This window comes from Pseudomonas sp. ICMP 10191 (assembly GCF_001467335.1).
GTDB lineage: Bacteria > Pseudomonadota > Gammaproteobacteria > Pseudomonadales > Pseudomonadaceae > Aquipseudomonas > Aquipseudomonas cerasi.
This window is the reverse complement of record NZ_LKGW01000035.1, coordinates 69,014-86,383: the sequence shown is the minus strand read 5'-3', so window position 1 is coordinate 86,383 and position 17,370 is coordinate 69,014. Positions and strand designations below refer to the sequence as shown.

General features: G+C 60.8%; 17 protein-coding genes. 13 read left to right on the top strand and 4 right to left on the bottom strand.

All coding sequences use genetic code 11. The features are described from left to right. The first annotated feature begins 7 nt into the window (after positions 1 to 7). From gmk to AO388_RS04510, 5 genes are all read left to right on the top strand, one after another. A complete protein-coding gene (gene gmk, locus AO388_RS04530) occupies positions 8 to 652 on the top strand; it encodes a guanylate kinase (RefSeq protein WP_003344442.1) in 645 nt (214 codons plus the stop codon). Positions 653 to 799: 147 nt separating this feature from the next. After that, positions 800 to 1,063: a DNA-directed RNA polymerase subunit omega gene (rpoZ, locus tag AO388_RS04525; RefSeq protein WP_003320174.1), complete on the top strand. Its 264-nt coding sequence runs from the start codon at positions 800 to 802 to the stop codon at positions 1,061 to 1,063. Between the two features lie 60 nt (positions 1,064 to 1,123). Further along, positions 1,124 to 3,229 (top strand): bifunctional GTP diphosphokinase/guanosine-3',5'-bis pyrophosphate 3'-pyrophosphohydrolase, encoded by a 2,106-nt coding sequence (spoT, locus tag AO388_RS04520; protein WP_003367484.1) that lies wholly within the window; start codon positions 1,124 to 1,126, stop codon positions 3,227 to 3,229. A 24-nt stretch (positions 3,230 to 3,253) separates the two neighbouring features. Beyond that, positions 3,254 to 3,634, top strand: coding sequence for a RidA family protein (locus tag AO388_RS04515; RefSeq protein ID WP_003367486.1), 381 nt, complete (start codon positions 3,254 to 3,256; stop codon positions 3,632 to 3,634). Positions 3,635 to 3,688: 54 nt separating this feature from the next. Next, positions 3,689 to 4,426, top strand: coding sequence for a hypothetical protein (locus AO388_RS04510; RefSeq protein ID WP_054081211.1), 738 nt, complete (start codon positions 3,689 to 3,691; stop codon positions 4,424 to 4,426). Positions 4,427 to 4,478: 52 nt separating this feature from the next. On the opposite strand, the gene AO388_RS04505 is transcribed toward AO388_RS04510, so the two are convergent. Further along, positions 4,479 to 5,327: an NAD-dependent epimerase/dehydratase family protein gene (locus AO388_RS04505; RefSeq protein ID WP_054081210.1), complete on the bottom strand. Its 849-nt coding sequence runs from the start codon at positions 5,325 to 5,327 to the stop codon at positions 4,479 to 4,481. Between the two features lie 209 nt (positions 5,328 to 5,536). Here AO388_RS04505 and exbB point away from each other — a divergent pair, with 209 nt between their 5' ends. From exbB to AO388_RS04475, 6 genes are all read left to right on the top strand, one after another. Next, a complete protein-coding gene (gene exbB / locus AO388_RS04500; RefSeq protein WP_003367491.1) occupies positions 5,537 to 6,490 on the top strand; it encodes a tonB-system energizer ExbB in 954 nt (317 codons plus the stop codon). A gap of 3 nt (positions 6,491 to 6,493) precedes the next feature. Then, positions 6,494 to 6,919: a TonB system transport protein ExbD gene (exbD, locus tag AO388_RS04495; protein WP_002551495.1), complete on the top strand. Its 426-nt coding sequence runs from the start codon at positions 6,494 to 6,496 to the stop codon at positions 6,917 to 6,919. Beyond that, a complete protein-coding gene (locus AO388_RS04490) occupies positions 6,916 to 7,662 on the top strand; it encodes an energy transducer TonB (RefSeq protein WP_054081208.1) in 747 nt (248 codons plus the stop codon). Before exbD ends, AO388_RS04490 begins: the two co-directional genes overlap by 4 nt. Positions 7,663 to 7,754: 92 nt before the next feature. After that, entirely contained in the window at positions 7,755 to 8,678 is a 924-nt protein-coding gene (locus tag AO388_RS04485) for a hydrogen peroxide-inducible genes activator (protein ID WP_002551493.1), read from the top strand. Between the two features lie 11 nt (positions 8,679 to 8,689). Beyond that, entirely contained in the window at positions 8,690 to 10,765 is a 2,076-nt protein-coding gene (gene recG / locus AO388_RS04480; RefSeq protein WP_003367498.1) for an ATP-dependent DNA helicase RecG, read from the top strand. Positions 10,766 to 10,851: 86 nt separating this feature from the next. Next, the gene (locus AO388_RS04475; RefSeq protein ID WP_003432160.1) at positions 10,852 to 12,249 is read left to right on the top strand and encodes an aminoacyl-tRNA deacylase and HDOD domain-containing protein; all 1,398 of its coding nucleotides are present in this window, start codon (positions 10,852 to 10,854) and stop codon (positions 12,247 to 12,249) included. 62 nt (positions 12,250 to 12,311) lie between these two features. Here AO388_RS04475 and AO388_RS04470 read toward each other — a convergent pair whose 3' ends face one another. Further along, positions 12,312 to 12,713: a GFA family protein gene (locus AO388_RS04470; RefSeq protein ID WP_058416116.1), complete on the bottom strand. Its 402-nt coding sequence runs from the start codon at positions 12,711 to 12,713 to the stop codon at positions 12,312 to 12,314. Between the two features lie 296 nt (positions 12,714 to 13,009). Between AO388_RS04470 and AO388_RS04465 the strand changes: the two genes are divergently transcribed. Next, entirely contained in the window at positions 13,010 to 14,317 is a 1,308-nt protein-coding gene (locus tag AO388_RS04465) for a CitMHS family transporter (protein WP_003432156.1), read from the top strand. 68 nt (positions 14,318 to 14,385) lie between these two features. On the opposite strand, the gene AO388_RS04460 is transcribed toward AO388_RS04465, so the two are convergent. Further along, complete coding sequence (locus AO388_RS04460; protein WP_058416115.1) at positions 14,386 to 15,879, bottom strand: YifB family Mg chelatase-like AAA ATPase; 1,494 nt, start codon at positions 15,877 to 15,879, stop codon at positions 14,386 to 14,388. A gap of 178 nt (positions 15,880 to 16,057) precedes the next feature. On the opposite strand from AO388_RS04460, the gene AO388_RS04455 reads away from it, so the two are divergent. Beyond that, complete coding sequence (locus AO388_RS04455; protein ID WP_058416114.1) at positions 16,058 to 16,600, top strand: GNAT family N-acetyltransferase; 543 nt, start codon at positions 16,058 to 16,060, stop codon at positions 16,598 to 16,600. A gap of 13 nt (positions 16,601 to 16,613) precedes the next feature. Here the strand turns inward: AO388_RS04455 and AO388_RS04450 are convergent, their stop codons facing one another. Continuing rightward, positions 16,614 to 17,348: an SDR family oxidoreductase gene (locus AO388_RS04450; protein ID WP_058416113.1), complete on the bottom strand. Its 735-nt coding sequence runs from the start codon at positions 17,346 to 17,348 to the stop codon at positions 16,614 to 16,616. Positions 17,349 to 17,370 lie beyond the last annotated feature (22 nt).

Sequence of the window (17,370 nt, the reverse complement as noted above, 5' to 3'; positions counted from 1 at the left end):
ACCTGACATGACCCATATCACTGGCACCCTGTACATCATTTCCGCTCCGTCCGGTGCGGGCAAGACCAGTCTGGTCAAGGCGCTGATGGACGCTCAGCAAGAGCCTCAGCACGGCGCGCAGGCAAAGATTCGCGTCTCTGTCTCGCACACCACACGCGCCATGCGCCCCGGTGAAGTGGACGGCGTGAACTACAACTTCGTCGATCGTGCCACGTTCCTGAGCATGATCGAGCACGGCGACTTTCTCGAGCAGGCCGAGGTCTTCGGCAACCTGTACGGCACGTCGCAGAGCCACCTGCAGCAGACGCTGGACGAAGGCCACGACCTGATTCTGGAAATCGACTGGCAGGGTGCGCGTCAGGTTCGTGCGCAGATGCCCCAGGCCCGCTCCATCTTCATTTTGCCGCCGACTCAGCAGGCCTTGCGCCAGCGCCTGACCAATCGCGGCCAGGACAGCGACGAGATCATCGAAGCCCGGATGCGTGAAGCGGTCAGCGAAATGAGCCACTACAACGAGTATGAGTACGTCGTGGTCAATGATGACTTCGCCGGCGCACTGGAAGACCTCAAGGCGATTTTCCGCGCCAATCGCCTCACTCAACAGCATCAGCAAGAGCAATACAGCGAGCTTTTTCAGGAGTTGCTGGCTTGATCAAAACGTTTCCAGCCATCAGGCAACAGGTTAAAAGCATGCCGTTGGTGGCATGCCGCTTGATGACTGGTGCTGTCCGCTTGTAAACTACCGAGTCCGCTCGCCCATCCGGGCATCGCGCATCCGCATTTGCTACGAGGAATACCCATGGCCCGCGTAACCGTTGAAGACTGCCTAGAACACGTGGATAACCGCTTTGAGCTGGTCATGCTCTCTACCAAGCGTGCCCGTCAACTGGCAACCGGCGGCAAAGAACCAAAGCTGGCCTGGGAAAACGACAAGCCTACCGTTATGGCCCTGCGTGAAATCGCCGCTGGCGTAATGGATTACTCTGTAATCGCAGAAGCTGAAATCGTTGAAGATGAGCCATTGTTCGCAGCGTTCGAGGACGAGTCCAACGAGGCCGTCTAAGCCTATGCCAGGTCGACGTAGTACGGCGCAGGGTAAAAGCCATTGGCAAGGGGTAGCGCCTTGCCGAGCATAGACGCCCTCGCCGACAGACTGTCGGCCTACCTCGGCAAGGACCAGGTCAATCTGGTCCGCCGAGCGTATTTCTACGCCGAACAAGCCCACGATGGCCAACGCCGTCGCAGCGGTGAAGCCTACGTCACCCATCCCCTTGCGGTGGCGAACATTCTTGCCGACATGCACATGGACCATCAGAGCCTGATGGCTGCGATGCTGCATGACGTCATCGAAGACACCGGGATTGCCAAGGAAGCGCTCAGCGCCCAATTTGGCGAGACCGTCGCGGAACTGGTCGACGGGGTCAGCAAACTGACCCAGATGAATTTCGAGACCAAGGCCGAAGCCCAGGCGGAAAACTTCCAGAAAATGGCCATGGCCATGGCGCGCGACATTCGCGTCATTCTGGTCAAGCTCGCCGACCGCCTGCACAACATGCGCACGCTGGAAGTCCTGTCTGGCGAAAAGCGTCGGCGCATCGCCAAGGAAACCCTCGAAATCTATGCGCCCATCGCCAATCGGCTGGGCATGCACAGTGTGCGTATCGAATTCGAAGACCTGGGTTTCAAGGCGATGTACCCGATGCGCTCCTCGCGAATCAACCAGGCGGTCAAGCGCGCCAGGGGCAATCGCAAGGAACTGGTCAACAAGATCGAAGAGTCCCTGAGTCATTGTCTGGCCGTCGATGGCATCGAAGGCGACGTCAGTGGGCGGCAGAAACATTTGTATGGCATCTACAAGAAGATGCGCGGCAAGCGTCGCGCCTTCAACGAGATCATGGATGTCTACGCGTTCCGCATCATCGTCGACAAGGTCGACACCTGCTATCGCGTGCTTGGCGCTGTACATAATTTGTACAAGCCGCTGCCCGGCCGATTCAAGGATTACATCGCGATCCCCAAGGCCAACGGCTATCAGTCCCTGCACACGACGTTGTTCGGAATGCATGGCGTGCCTATCGAGATCCAGATTCGCACCCGCGAAATGGAAGAAATGGCCAACAACGGCATCGCGGCGCACTGGCTGTACAAGTCCAGTGACGATGAGCAGCCCAAGGGCACTCACGCTCGTGCCCGACAGTGGGTCAAGGGCGTACTGGAAATGCAGCAGCGCGCCGGCAACTCTCTGGAATTCATCGAAAGCGTCAAGATCGACCTGTTCCCGGACGAAGTCTACGTTTTCACCCCCAAAGGCCGGATCATGGAGCTGCCCAAAGGCTCTACGGCAGTGGATTTCGCCTACGCGGTACACACCGATGTCGGCAACAGCTGCATTGCCTGCCGGATCAACCGCCGCTTGGCACCGCTTTCCGAACCGCTGCAAAGCGGCTCGACGGTCGAGATTGTCAGCGCACCCGGCGCACGTCCGAATCCGGCCTGGCTGAACTTCGTCGTCACCGGCAAGGCGCGCACCCATATTCGTCACGCACTCAAGCTGCAACGCCGCTCCGAGTCGATCAATCTGGGCGAGCGACTGCTGAACAAGGTCCTCAACGGCTTTGAATGCAGCCTCGACAAGATCAGCCAGGAACGCATTCAACTGGTGCTCAACGAATACCGTGTCGAAGTGCTGGAAGACCTGCTCGAAGACATTGGCCTGGGTAACCGCATGGCTTATGTCGTTGCCCGCCGCCTGCTGGGCGAAGGCGATCAGTTGCCCAGCCCTGAAGGTCCGCTGGCGATTCGTGGCACCGAAGGCCTGGTGCTCAGCTACGCCAAGTGCTGCACACCGATCCCGGGCGACCCGATTGTCGGCCACCTGTCTGCAGGCAAGGGCATGGTTGTGCACTTGGACAACTGCCGCAACATCAGCGAAATCCGCCACAACCCGGAAAAATGCATCCAGTTGTCCTGGGCCAAGGATGTGACTGGCGAATTCAACGTCGAGCTGCGTGTCGAACTTGAGCATCAGCGCGGCCTGATCGCGCTGCTGGCCAGCAGCGTCAACGCGGCGGACGGCAATATCGAAAAAATCAGCATGGACGAACGCGATGGTCGCATCAGCGTGGTCCAACTGGTGGTCAGCGTGCACGACCGCGTGCACCTGGCTCGTGTGATCAAGAAACTGCGCGCCCTGACCGGTGTCACACGCATCACCCGGATGCGCGCGTAGGCCATCCCACTATCAGGAGTTCTCATGACCAAGACTGTCATCACCAGCGATAAAGCCCCTGCGGCCATCGGCCCTTACTCACAGGCCATCAAAGCTGGCAATACCGTCTACATGTCTGGACAGATCCCTTTGGACCCGAGCACCATGGAACTGGTTGAAGGCATCGAAGCCCAGATCACTCAGGTTTTCGAAAACCTCAAGTCGGTTGCCGAAGCGGCGGGCGGATCGTTCAAGGACATCGTCAAATTGAACATCTTTCTGACCGATCTGGGCCACTTCGCCAAGGTCAACGAGCTCATGAGCACCTATTTCACTCAGCCTTACCCGGCCCGTGCGGCCATCGGCGTTGCGGCATTGCCGCGTGGCGCCCAGGTTGAAATGGACGCGATTCTCGTCATCGAATAAATCCCCGACGGAGCGTGCCTTGCGCTCCGTTCTCCCTGAAGGAAGGAATCCGTTATGCGCTCCGCGCTCGCCATCTCGCTGCTCGCCGTCATTATGGGCGGCTGCGCCAGCCACGCCGACCGCAATCCGGACGGCACCTGGATCAACCAGACCGCCATCGACGCCGCCGTCAAGCAAGGCAACTTGCGCCAGGCCCTGCTCGCCAATGGCCCCAACCTGGAGTGGAAAATCAACTCCAAGGCCAATCAGGCCATTTACTCCAATGGCTTCGAGCTCGGCGAAGGCAAGATCGTCAGCGCTGCCGAAGGCAAGCTGCATGTCGATTTCTACGGCAACTTCTTCGAAGACCTGAGCGTCAAGGGTGACGAACTGGTCCAGGCGGCCAGCGAGTCAGGCCCTGAACAGCACTTCCAGAAACCCGAAGATCCGGCTCCGGACGGCGCTCAGCCAGGCAGCAGCTTCGAGAAAGCGCTGTATGGCGCCTACATGGGCGGCAAATGGACGGTCGTAGAGGGCGATGGCCAGGGCGGCACCGTGCAATTCATGCCTGACGGCAGTGTGCAGGGGCTTCCGGAAAACGATCGTTACGCGCTCTGCCTGGCAGGCGATTGTGCAGCCATGAGCGGCGAATACGACAGCATGTGGCTGGAGAAAGCCGAGAAAGGCAACCCGTGGATTTTCGCCCGCAAAGGCAAGCAGCTGGAGATATTCCAGGCGGTGAACAACGCTGGCGCCGACCAGATGCCCGAGCTGCGTCCCGGCCCACGTCGCTGGTTGCTCGAACAGCAGTAAGCGATTCAGGTATCAGGAGCGCTCTTCACGGCGCTCCTGATCAACCACCGTTCTAGCCCAGCAACGCCGCATAGCCCGCCCGATAATCCGGGTACATCGGCGCCCATCCCAATGCTCGCGCCCTGGCATTACTGCAACGCTTGCTGCCCACGCGCTGCACGCTGACCTCCTCCGACCACTCGGTCACCCCCAGATACTCACGTATCCACGCCACCACATCGGCCAGCGCGGCCGGATCGTCGTCGACGCCCAGATAGCAACTCTCCAGCGCAACGCCGCGTTGATCCGCCAGCAGCAGGTGCCCGAGCAGACCGGCCGCATCGTCGGCATGAATGCGATTGGCGTAGACCGGCGGATCGATCCTCACGCTGTGCCCCTGACGAACGCGGTTCGACAGGTCACTGCGGCCTGGGCCGTAAATACCGGTCAATCTCACCGCCGTGGCCGGCAGTCCGCTGTTCAGCGCGACCTGCTCGGCTTCCAGCATCACCGTGCCGGTGTAGTTGCCGGGCTCGGTGGCGGAGGTTTCATCCACCCACTCACCATTCTGCTGACCATAAACACCGCTGCTTGAAACAAAGATCAAGCGCTTTGGCCGCTGCCCGGTCTGCTCGAGCCAGCTCAATACGTTACGCAGCCCCTCGACGTAAGCCATCCGGTAACCCGCTTCGTCACGCTGCGAGGGGGTCGCGCAATACACCACATAATCCAGTGCCGCAGCTGGCCAGTGCGCAGGTTTTGGCGTCTCGAACAGATCGCCCGCCACACCGTGAACACCGGCAGGAAGCTCGGAAACAGTGCGCCGCAGCCCATGCACGGTCCAGCCGTGAGGCAGCAGGCGGTTAGCGAGTCGCGAACCAATGTCGCCACAGCCGGCGATCAGAAGTGAGGGAGCTGTCATTCGGTATCTCCAGAAAAGGCAGTGTCAGTATCGTTAAAAACGCTCATCGACAGGCAAGCGTTCGGGCGAATATGTAAAAAAAGATACTGTATTACTTTTGTTAACAAGAACGATTTGCAATAATGGCGGCCCATTCGTTCCCCGTAAGCGCCGACAGCATCACGCGACGCACTGGAACCATCCCCTTTTTCCTCTCAGGTCCGGCCAGCATGAAACGCATTCAATCAATCGCTTCGCCTACCCAGATGCCTCGCCTGCCTCGTGCATGGCGCGGTATCGCAGCCCTTGTCTTGAGCCTGATGTTCGTCCCCATGGCACTTGCGGATCAGTCGGCTCCGACCGCGGCCCCTGCGACCTCAAGCGCACCTGCGGCAACGGCACCTGCTGCACCTGACGCAGCAGCCCCGGTGCAGGCCATGGAGCCTGTCGCCGAAGACAACAGCCTGGGCATGGCGCATGACCTGTCGCCGTGGGGCATGTATCAGAATGCCGACGTCGTGGTCAAAGCGGTCATGATCGGTCTGGCCATTGCCTCGATCATTACGTGGACCATCTGGATCTCCAAGGGTTTCGAGCTGCTGGGTGCCAAGCGCCGGTTGCGCGGCGAAATCGTTAATCTGAAAAAAGCCCGCTCCCTGACTGAAGCGAGCGCCACCGCCAGCAAGGAAGGCACCCTCGCCCACCTGCTGGTGCATGACGCCCTCGAGGAGATGCGCCTTTCGGCCAACAGCCGTGAGCGTGAAGGGATCAAGGAGCGTGTCAGCTTCCGTCTCGAGCGCCTGGTCGCCGCCTGTGGCCGCAACATGAGCATGGGCACCGGCGTGCTGGCGACCATCGGTTCGACTGCGCCGTTCGTGGGCCTGTTCGGTACGGTATGGGGCATCATGAACAGCTTCATCGGCATCGCCAAGACCCAGACCACCAACCTCGCCGTGGTCGCCCCCGGCATCGCCGAAGCCCTTCTGGCCACTGCCCTGGGCCTGGTCGCTGCGATCCCTGCAGTGGTGATCTACAACGTCTTCGCCCGCTCCATCGCCGGTTACAAGGCTCAGGTGTCCGATGCCTCGGCACACGTTCTGCTGCTGGTCAGCCGCGATCTGGATCATCTGCCTGAGCCGTCCGAGCGCAATCAACAACAACCGCACATGGTCAAGGTGGGCTAACACGTGGGCCTGCATCTTAATGAAGGCGGAGACGATCTCGCCGAGAACCATGAAATCAACGTGACGCCGTTCATCGACGTCATGCTGGTGCTGTTGATCATCTTCATGGTGGCTGCGCCGCTGGCGACCGTAGACATCAAGGTTGATCTACCGGCGTCTACCGCCACACCGCAGCCCAGACCCGAGAAGCCGATCTTTCTCAGCGTGAAAACCGACAAGAGCCTGTACCTGGGCGAAGAGAAGGTTGCCCGCGAGCAGATCGGTCAGGTGCTGGACGCCCGCACCAAGGGCAAGAAAGACACCACGATCTTCTTCCAGGCCGACAAGGGCGTGGATTACGGCGATCTGATGGAGGTCATGAACACGCTTCGGGGTGCGGGTTACCTGAAGGTCGGTCTGGTAGGTCTCGAGACGGCTGGTAAGAAATGATCAGTACGCGCCAAAAACTGACGCGCTATAGCGGTAGTCTGTTGTTGGTGCTGGCCGTGCACGCCATCGCAATCATCATTGCCGTTCGCTGGCCCGCCTCTCAGGCGATCGAGCTGCCACCGGCAGCCATGATGGTCGAGCTTGCGCCTCTGCCAGAGCCCGCACCGCCGCCACCACCGAAGGTCGTTCAGCCGCCCCCGCCGCCAGCACCGGAGGAGCCGACACCGGTGCCGGAAGTCGTGCAGGCGCCGAAGCCGGAAATCGTGGTGCCCAAGAAGGTCGAGAAGCCCAAGCCCAAACCGCAGCCGCCAAAGCCGCAGAAGAAGCCTGAGCCGCCCAAGGAGAAGCCTGCTGACGAAAAGCCGGTCGATACACCGCCGACCACGGCGCAACCGGAAAAGCCGGTGGCTCCCAAGCCTGCTCCTGCACCTTCGCCACCCAGCAACGCATTGCCGAACTGGCAGGGCGATTTGCTCGGTCATCTGAGCAAGTACAAGAAGTACCCTGAGGATGCACGCCGTCGTGGCATGCAGGGTGTCGCTCGCTTGCGCTTTGTGGTGGACGCTGACGGCAACGTGCTTTCCTACTCGATTGCCAATAGTTCAGGCAGCCCTTCGCTGGATCGAGCGACCATGGAAATGATCCGTCGCGCTCAGCCTTTGCCCAAGCCGCCGAAGGAAATTCTCAACAACGGCACCATTGAAATCCTCGCACCGTTCGTTTATTCGCTGGATAAACGCTGAATTGTACTTTTGTTACCCATAAGTACTTCTGATAACGTGCGTCTATCGATCGCACCCGCTATGCTGGGGTCGCAACTTCATGGACGCACGTTATGACTCTTACAGAATTGCGCTACATCGTTACGCTCGCCCAGGAGCAGCACTTTGGCCATGCGGCGGAACGCTGCCATGTCAGCCAGCCAACGCTGTCGGTGGGTGTCAAAAAACTCGAAGACGAACTCGGCGTGCTCATTTTCGAGCGCAGCAAGAGCGCTGTGCGCCTGACACCGGTCGGTGAAGGCATCGTTGCGCAGGCGCAGAAAGTGCTGGAGCAGGCCCAGGGTATTCGCGAGCTGGCCCAAGCCGGCAAGAACCAGCTGACCGCCCCGCTGAAAGTCGGCGCGATCTACACCGTCGGTCCCTACCTGTTTCCTCACCTGATCCCGCAACTGCACCGGGTCGCCCCGCAGATGCCGTTGTACATCGAGGAAAACTTCACGCATGTGCTGCGCGACAAGCTGCGTAACGGTGAGCTGGATGCCGTCATCATTGCCTTGCCGTTCAACGAAGCCGACGTACTGACCCTGCCGCTTTACGACGAACCGTTCTCTGTCCTGATGCCGGCCGACCATCCCTGGACTCAGAAAGAGACCATCGATGCCTCGGCGCTCAACGACAAGAGCCTGCTATTGCTGGGCGAAGGTCACTGCTTCCGTGATCAGGTTCTGGAGGCCTGCCCGACGCTGGGCAAAGGCAACGAAGGTGCCAAGCACACGACAGTAGAGTCCAGCTCGCTGGAAACCATTCGGCACATGGTCGCCTCCGGGCTGGGCATTTCGATCCTGCCGCTGTCGGCAGTCGACAGCCATCACTACGCGCCCGGCGTGATCGAAGTGCGCCCACTGACGCCGCCCGTGCCTTTCCGCACGGTCGCCATCGCCTGGCGTGCAAGCTTCCCGAGGCCCAAAGCCATCGAAATCCTCGCTGACTCTGCACGCCTGTGCTCGGTGGCACGTCCGAAAACAGTCGCTAGCTAGGCAGAACAGAAATGAGCGAGCTTTCCAGGGTCTCGGTCACGGCGCTCAAGGGTGTCGGCGAAGCGATGGCAGAAAAGCTGGCCAAGGTCGGGCTGGAAACCCTGCAGGACGTGCTGTTCCATCTGCCGCTGCGTTATCAGGACCGCACGCGCATCGTACCGATCGGTGCGTTGCGTCCTGGTCAGGATGCCGTCATCGAAGGCGTGGTCAGCGGTGCCGATGTGGTGATGGGCAAGCGTCGCAGTCTGCTGGTACGGCTGGGCGACGGCACCGGGGTCGTCAGCCTGCGCTTCTACCACTTCAGCAACGCCCAGAAAGAAAGCATGAAGCGTGGCACGCACCTGCGTTGCTTCGGCGAAGCGCGTCCCGGTGCTTCCGGACTGGAAATCTATCACCCGGAATATCGGGCGATTACCGGTGATGAGCCCGCGCCTGTCGAACAGACCCTCACGCCGATCTACCCGACGACCGAAGGCCTGACCCAACAGCGTCTGCGCCAGTTGTGCCAGCAGAGCCTGGCGATGCTCGGCCCCAAAAGTCTGCCGGACTGGCTGCCTGACGAGCTGGCCCGCGATTATCAGCTGGCGCCGCTGGACGATGCGATCCGTTACCTGCATCACCCACCCGCCGATGCCGACGTGGAGGAGCTCGCCCTCGGGCATCACTGGGCGCAGCACCGGCTGGCGTTCGAAGAACTGCTGACTCACCAGCTTTCCCAGCAGCGCCTGCGTGAAAGCCTGCGTTCACAGCGCGCACCGGCATTGCCCGTTGCGAAAAAGCTGCCGAAACAGTTTCTCGCCAACCTCGGCTTTGCCCCCACCGGCGCGCAGCAGCGTGTCGGCAAGGAAGTGGCCTATGACCTGAGTCAGCCCGAGCCGATGCTGCGGCTTATTCAGGGCGATGTGGGGTCGGGCAAGACCGTGGTCGCCGCGCTGGCAGCCTTGCAAGCACTGGAAGCAGGTTATCAAGTGGCGCTGATGGCGCCCACCGAGATTCTCGCCGAGCAGCACTACATCAACTTCCAGCGCTGGCTCGAGCCCTTGGGCGTGGGCGTGGCATGGCTGGCGGGCAAGCTCAAGGGCAAGGCGCGCGTCGCGTCTCTGGAGCAGATCGCCGGTGGCACACCCATGGTGGTCGGCACCCATGCGCTGTTTCAGGACGAAGTGCAGTTCAAGAACCTGGCGCTGGTGATCATCGACGAGCAACACCGGTTCGGCGTGCAGCAACGCCTGGCGCTGCGCAAAAAAGGGGTTGGCGGTCTGATGTGCCCGCATCAGCTGATCATGACTGCCACACCGATCCCGCGCACGCTGGCCATGAGCGCCTACGCCGATCTGGACACGTCGATCCTCGACGAACTGCCGCCGGGCCGGACGCCAGTCAATACCGTGCTGGTTGCCGATAGCCGCCGCCTGGAAGTCGTTGAGCGGGTGCGCGCCGCGTGCGCAGAAGGTCGCCAGGCCTATTGGGTGTGCACGCTGATCGAAGAATCCGAAGAGCTGACCTGCAAGGCCGCTGAAACCACGTACGAAGAATTGAGCAGTGCGTTGGGTGACGTGCGCGTCGGACTGATTCACGGGCGTATGAAGCCCGCAGAAAAAGCCGCGATCATGGCCGAGTTCAAGCAGGGTGCACTGCAATTGCTGGTGGCCACGACGGTCATCGAAGTCGGTGTCGACGTGCCGAACTCCAGCCTGATGATCATCGAGAACCCCGAGCGCCTCGGCTTGGCGCAACTGCACCAGCTACGCGGCCGCGTCGGGCGCGGCAGCGCGGTGAGTCATTGTGTGCTGCTCTACCATCCGCCGCTTTCACAGATCGGACGGCAACGACTGGGCATCATGCGCGAAACCAACGATGGTTTCGTCATCGCCGAAAAAGACCTCGAACTGCGTGGCCCCGGTGAGATGCTCGGCACCCGACAAACGGGCCTTCTGCAATTCAAGGTCGCCGACCTGATGCGTGATGCGGATCTGCTGCCGGCCGTACGCGACGCGGCTCAGGCCCTGTTGGAGCGCTGGCCCCAACATGTCAGCCCCCTGCTCGACAGATGGCTGCGTCATGGCCAACAGTATGGCCAGGTGTGATGCAGGCTACGCTTTATAAACCGCGTGCGACCCAAATCGAATAACGTGGTTATACTTCAGAAAATGTAGGAATTTGGACATAGCTCATGACAGAAGTCGCCCACGTCAATGATCCGCACCATGCGCCGCCGGTAATCCGACAGCTGCTTGAAAAATTGGCTATCAGCTACAACGAAGTCGTGGACGAAAAGACCCTCCCTCCAGCGCGCAAGGTGCAGGCCGTGCTGGTCGAGGATGCTGTCGGTGCGTTGCTTATCCTGTTTCCGCAAAGCCAGTTGCTCGACCTCTCCCGCATCACCGAGCTGACCGGCCGCCAACTGACCGCTGTGCCGCATGATCGTTTGCAGCGCATGCTCACCAAGCACAACCTGCAAGTGCTGCCGGGGGTCCCGGCACTGACTAGCTCACCGTGCCTTTACGACAAACATCTGCTGGACGAGCCCATGCTGCTGGTGGGCTCGGGCGAGCCAGGCGTGCTGCTGGAAATCAGCAATGATGCGTTCAAAGTCATGGTGAACAAGGCCAGTGCGGCGAACTTCGGCGAGCCGCTGGCGAAGATTCATCCCAATCTTGATCGTCCTCACGACGATCCGGCAGAAATCACTCAGGCCATGCATGTCTTCACGGCGCGCCGCATCCAGCAGCGCCTGGAAGCGACTCTGGAGATTCCACCGCTGGCCGGCACTGCGCAGAAAATCATCAAACTGCGTGTCGACCCTGACGCAACCATCGATGACATCACCGGCGTCGTCGAAACCGATCCTGCGCTGGCCGCTCAGGTCGTCAGCTGGGCCGCTTCGCCGTATTACGCGTCGACTGGCAAGATTCGCTCTGTCGAAGACGCAATCGTCCGTGTACTGGGCTTCGATCTGGTGATCAATCTGGCGCTGGGCCTTGCATTGGGTAAAACCCTGAGCCTGCCCAAGGATCAGCCGCAACAGACCACGCCGTACTGGCAGCAATCCATTTACACCGCTGCCGTCATCGAAGGCCTGACCCGCGCCATTCCGCGCGCCAGCCGTCCGGAGGGTGGCCTGAGCTACCTCGCCGGTTTGCTGCACAACTTCGGTTACCTGCTGCTGGCGCACGTGTTTCCACCGCACTTCACCCTGATTTGCCGCCAACTGGAAGTGAACCCGCATTTGCACCACAGCTTTATCGAGCAGCACCTGCTGGGCATCAGCCGCGAGCAGATCGGTGCGTGGCTGATGCGCTACTGGGACATGCCGGATGAGCTCGCCATCGCGCTGCGCTTCCAGCACGACCCGCACTACAAGGGTGAGCATCACGTCTATGCCAACCTGGTCTATCTGGCGGTGCGACTGCTGCGAGCCAACGGTATCGGCTCCGGTCCCGAACAGGATATCCCGGACGAACTGTTCGAACGCCTGGGCCTGACCCGCGACAAGGCCAACGAATCGGTGAAAAAGGTGCTCGAGGCCGAGGTGCTTCTGCGCGAACTGGCGTCACAGTTCAGCAAGTAACCTGCGGATGTAACGTACGAATAGTGCCGAAGGCTCCGGCCTTGGCACTCTCCCCTCGAACCTTAGAAAGGCTCGCCTTCAACCCCCGGCAGGTGCTCATCCAGGCGTAGCCATGGAAGCCGGTTCTCTATCCAGATGTGTCGAGAGGGCGCAGCCAGCTCAGGTTGGTCAAGCGTCGCAATGGTGACGTCGATCTCGTCCGGGCTGTTGCGCGTGAACAACGCCAGCTGAGCGCCGCACTTGCTGCAGAAATAGCGGACGCAGCTGGATGCAGAGTCATAAGCGCAGGGGCTGCCCGTCAGCCACGTGAACGACGCCAGCGGCACACTTATCCAGGTGACGACCGTTGCACCCGAGGTGCGTCGACAGATGGAGCAATGACAGTGAGCGATGTCCCGCAACGGCGCATCGAACTGATAACGCAGCCCGCCGCAATGGCAGCCACCCGAGTGTATCTCGCTCATCCGTGCTTCTCCCGTTCATGCCCATAATCCCTGTGACAATAAAATTCCGGCAACTGCCGAATGAAAGCTCGGTGAAAGCTTGGCCAATTAGCATCAGCTCACTTCCGGCAAAAAGACCGGTTAGCCAGGAACGGACTCCAAGGTGTTTCAGGCCCAATTAACAACAATAATGGTGATTCCGATGCTTGCTGACTTCTCGCTCCACACTCTCCTTGCGCCCCCACTCCACGTACCGATCTGCTGAGCTGACTCGTTCATTTCACGTTCTGTAGCCGTATGACGTCTGGAGTATTCCCATGCTGACTTTCCTTGGCTTTGCCATGGTTATTGCGTTCATGTACCTGATCATGAGCAAGCGCCTGACTGCGCTGATCGCCCTGATCCTGGTTCCGATCATCTTCGCCCTGTTCGGTGGCTTCGCGTCGCAGATCGGTCCGATGATGCTGGCAGGTATCACCAAGCTGGCGCCGACCGGCGTGATGCTGATGTTCGCCATTCTGTACTTTGCGCTGATGATCGACTCAGGCCTGTTCGACCCGGCCGTGCGCAAGATCCTGAAAATGGTCAAGGGCGACCCGATGCGCATTTCGGTCGGCACCGCCGTGCTGGCGCTGGTGGTGTCCCTCGACGGTGACGGCGCGACCACCTACATGATCTGCGTTGCCGCCATGCTGCCGCTGTACAGCCGCGTGGGCATGAGCCCGCGCATCATGGCCGGCCTGATCATTCTCGCCGGCGGCGTGATGAACATGACCCCTTGGGGCGGCCCGACCGCTCGTGCGGCCAGCGCCCTGCACGTCGATGCCTCCGACATCTTTGTACCGATGATCCCGGCCATGCTGGCAGGTGTGATCGCGATCCTGGCGATTGCCTACTTCTACGGCAAACGCGAACGTGCCCGACTGGGTGAACTGCACCTGCAGGGTGATGAAGTCGACCACAGCGAAATCAGCGTCTCGCAATTCCCTGACGCGCGCCGTCCAAAGCTGATCTGGTTCAACGCCGCCCTGACCCTGGCACTGATGGTCGCCCTGATCATGGGCCTGCTGCCGCTGCCGGTCCTGTTCATGATCGCGTTCAGTATCGCGATGATCATCAACTACCCGAACCTGCAGGACCAGAAGGACCGCGTATCGGCCCACGCCGGTAGCGTACTGGCGGTGGTCGGCCTGATCTTCGCCGCGGGGATCTTCACCGGCATCCTGTCCGGCACCGGCATGGTCGACGCGATGTCGAAAAGCCTGCTGGCCGTGATCCCGGATGCGCTGGGCCCGTACCTCGCCGTGATCACCGCGCTGGTGAGCATGCCGTTCACCTTCTTCATGTCCAACGACGCGTTCTACTACGGCGTACTGCCAGTGCTGTCCGAAGCCGCTGCCCACTACGGCATCAGCCCGGTGGAAATGGCCCGCGCCTCGATCGTCGGTCAGCCGGTCCACCTGCTCAGCCCGCTGGTGCCTTCGACCTACCTGCTGGTGGCTCTGGCCGGTATCGAGTTCGGCGACCACCAGCGCTTCACCCTCAAATGGGCGATTCTGGTGTGCATGTGCATTCTGGTTGCCGCGCTGCTGATGGGGATCTTCCCGCTTTATAGCAGCATGTAAGCTTCTTTGGCTGACCCAAGGCTCGCCGTCGACTTGATCGTTGACGGCGAGTTTTTGCGTTTGGACGGTCAATTGGTTGAGGGCCGATACTGCAACGCCTCGGCCAGATGGCTGCGGTTGATCGCATCCACCTGCTCCAGGTCCGCCAAAGTCCGCGCCACCTTCAGCAATCGATGCGCCGAGCGCAACGACAGGGTCAGACGCTCGCACGCCGTCTCCAGCCAGCTTTCATCGACACTGGACAGCGCGCAGTACTCACGCAGCCCCGGCAGATCGAGAAACGCATTGGCACAGCCCTGACGACGTTGCTGACGGTGTCTCGCCTCAGCGACCACAGCTGCGGCACTGGCGGTGTTTTCACTGGTGGTCGGGTCAGGGTTGAGGGCGGTAGCTTCGCGGGCGACGGTCAGGTGCAGGTCGATCCGGTCCAGCAGCGGGCCGGACAACTTGTTGCGATAGCGCTGCACCTGCTCAGTGGAACAGCGGCAGCGCCCGGTCGGCTCACCGAGATAGCCACAGGGACACGGGTTCATCGCCGCCACCAACTGGAACCTCGCCGGAAAGCGCACGCGATCCCGCGCCCGGGAAATCACGATATGCCCGGACTCCAGCGGCTCGCGCAAAACCTCCAGCACGCGGCGGTCGAACTCCGGCAGCTCATCAAGGAATAGAACGCCGTGATGCGCCAACGTGATTTCGCCAGGTTGCGGACGACTGCCACCGCCTACCAACGCCGGCCCGGACGCCGAGTGATGCGGCTGGCGAAACGGCCGCTGCGGCCAACTGGTCAGCGGCACCTGGCTGGCAACCGACTGAATCGCCGCCACCTCCAGCGCTTCGTGCTCGTCCAGCGGTGGCAACAAACCCGGCAGGCGACTGGCGAGCAGTGTCTTGCCGGTGCCAGGCGGCCCGCTGAACAGCAGGTTATGCGCACCGGCAGCGGCGATTACCAAGGCACGCTTCGCTGCGGTCTGGCCCTGCACTTCGCTTAAGTCCGGATATGGCTTGGGCTGATGCAGCAAGCCGCTGGACTGATACGGCGCAATCACCGTGCGCCCGTTGAAATGCGCAACCAGCTCCAGCAAGTGACTCACCGCAATCACCCGCAACCCCGACGCCAAACATGCTTCCTCGGCGTTCACCGCCGGAATGATCAGCGTCCGCTCCGCCGCACGTGCCGCCAGCGCAGCAGGCAGCACACCCTGAATCGGCCGAATCGCCCCCGACAACGCCAACTCGCCCAGGCATTCAACATCCTGCAACGCAACCAACGGCACCTGCCCGCTGGCGGCCAGCAAACCCAGCGCAATCGCCAGATCAAACCGCCCGCCATCCTTGGGCAAATCAGCCGGGGCAAGGTTGAGCGTGATCCGCCGCGCCGGAAAATCCAGCCCGGAATTGAGAATGGCGCTGCGCACCCGGTCCTTGCTCTCCTTCACCGCCCCCTCCGGCAACCCCACCAGCGTCAGGGCCGGCAGGCCGTTGGCCAGATGCGCTTCAACAGTAACCGCCGGGGCTTCCACCCCGACCTGGGCACGACTATGGACGATAGCCAGCGACATGGATCATTCCTTGATATGAGCGATGGGCGGGTATCGTGCTTTATTTGTGGGATGGGGGTGAGGGGGGAATGGATACAGGGTGTGAGTGGGGCGAGAACGACGGATATATATTTGGGTTGCGTAGAAATGCCATAAACATTGCTTTAAATGCTGAAACACACCTAGCAGGAGCATTGATATGAGCATCCGCCTTGCCCTTCTCGAGGACTCGCTGCAGATAGCGACGATTCATCTGGAGTCATGGAGAAGTGTCTATGAGGGCATCATTCCCTCTGCCTATATCAATCGGATAACGCTTGAGGCGAGGCTGTCTCATTGGACCAAGGAGATCGCTTCGGGCGAATCGGACCTGTACGTCAAAGTCGACAGGTTAGACCGGGTCTTGGGCTGGATGGCCACGGGGGCTGACAGGGAACATCCCGAAGACCGCGGCGTCGCGGAAATACAGGCCATCTATATCAGCCCAACGCACACACGCCAGGGCATTGGGCGAGAGCTGTTCGACCATGTGATGCCTCTCTTTCAATCCGCTGGCCGCACCAGAGTTGTCGTCTGGGTGCTGGAGAGCAATGTCCCTGCCATTGATTTCTACCATCAGCGAGGGTTCGCAAAAGAGCCGATCAACACCAAGACGATCGAACGAGACAATGCCAGGTTGGTCGAGATCAAACTTGAACAGCTCATCACGACACCGTCCTCAACGGTGCCCTGCTCACCTTAGTCAAGCCTGCCCCTCAATAAGCACTCCCCGTAGGCCGCACCACAATCTCGCTCACATCCACACCATCCGGCTGCTCGATCGCGTAAACAAGCGCACGTGCGATCGCATCCGGCTCCAGCGCAACCTTTCGAAATGCTTTCATCGCTTCGCGCGCGGTCTCGTCGGAAATCGAGTCGGCCAGCTCTGATTCGACCACGCCGGGGCAGACGACGGTGACGCGGATCTTGTCGGTTTCCTGCCGAAGACCATCGGAGATGGCTCTGACGGCAAACTTGGTAGCGCAATACACCGCCGCGGTCGGGGAAACGGCGAGGCCGCCGATGGACGAGATGTTGATGATCTGGCCGTGCCCTTGCGCTTGCATACTTGGCAGCACGGCGGCGATGCCGTGCAGTACGCCGCGCACGTTGACGTCGAGCATCTGGTTCCACTCTGCGATGTTCAGTGCGGCGAGCGGCGACAGGGGCATGACGCCGGCGTTGTTGATGATCACGTCGATCTTGCCGAACGCGTGTTTGGCGAAGTCGGCAAAGGCTTGCATGTCGAGCGCATCGGTCACGTCCAGCGCGCGGAAGCCTGCCGAGCCGCCCTGCGCTTCGATGTCTGCCGCCAACGTCTGCAGACGCTCGATGCGCCGAGCGCCCAGCACCACGTGTGCGCCCTTGGCGGAGATGAGTCGGGCGGCAGCTTCGCCAATGCCGCTGCTGGCACCTGTGATCAGTACGACCTTGCCTTGAATGTTCGACATGACTGGCTTTCCTCGTGAGTCA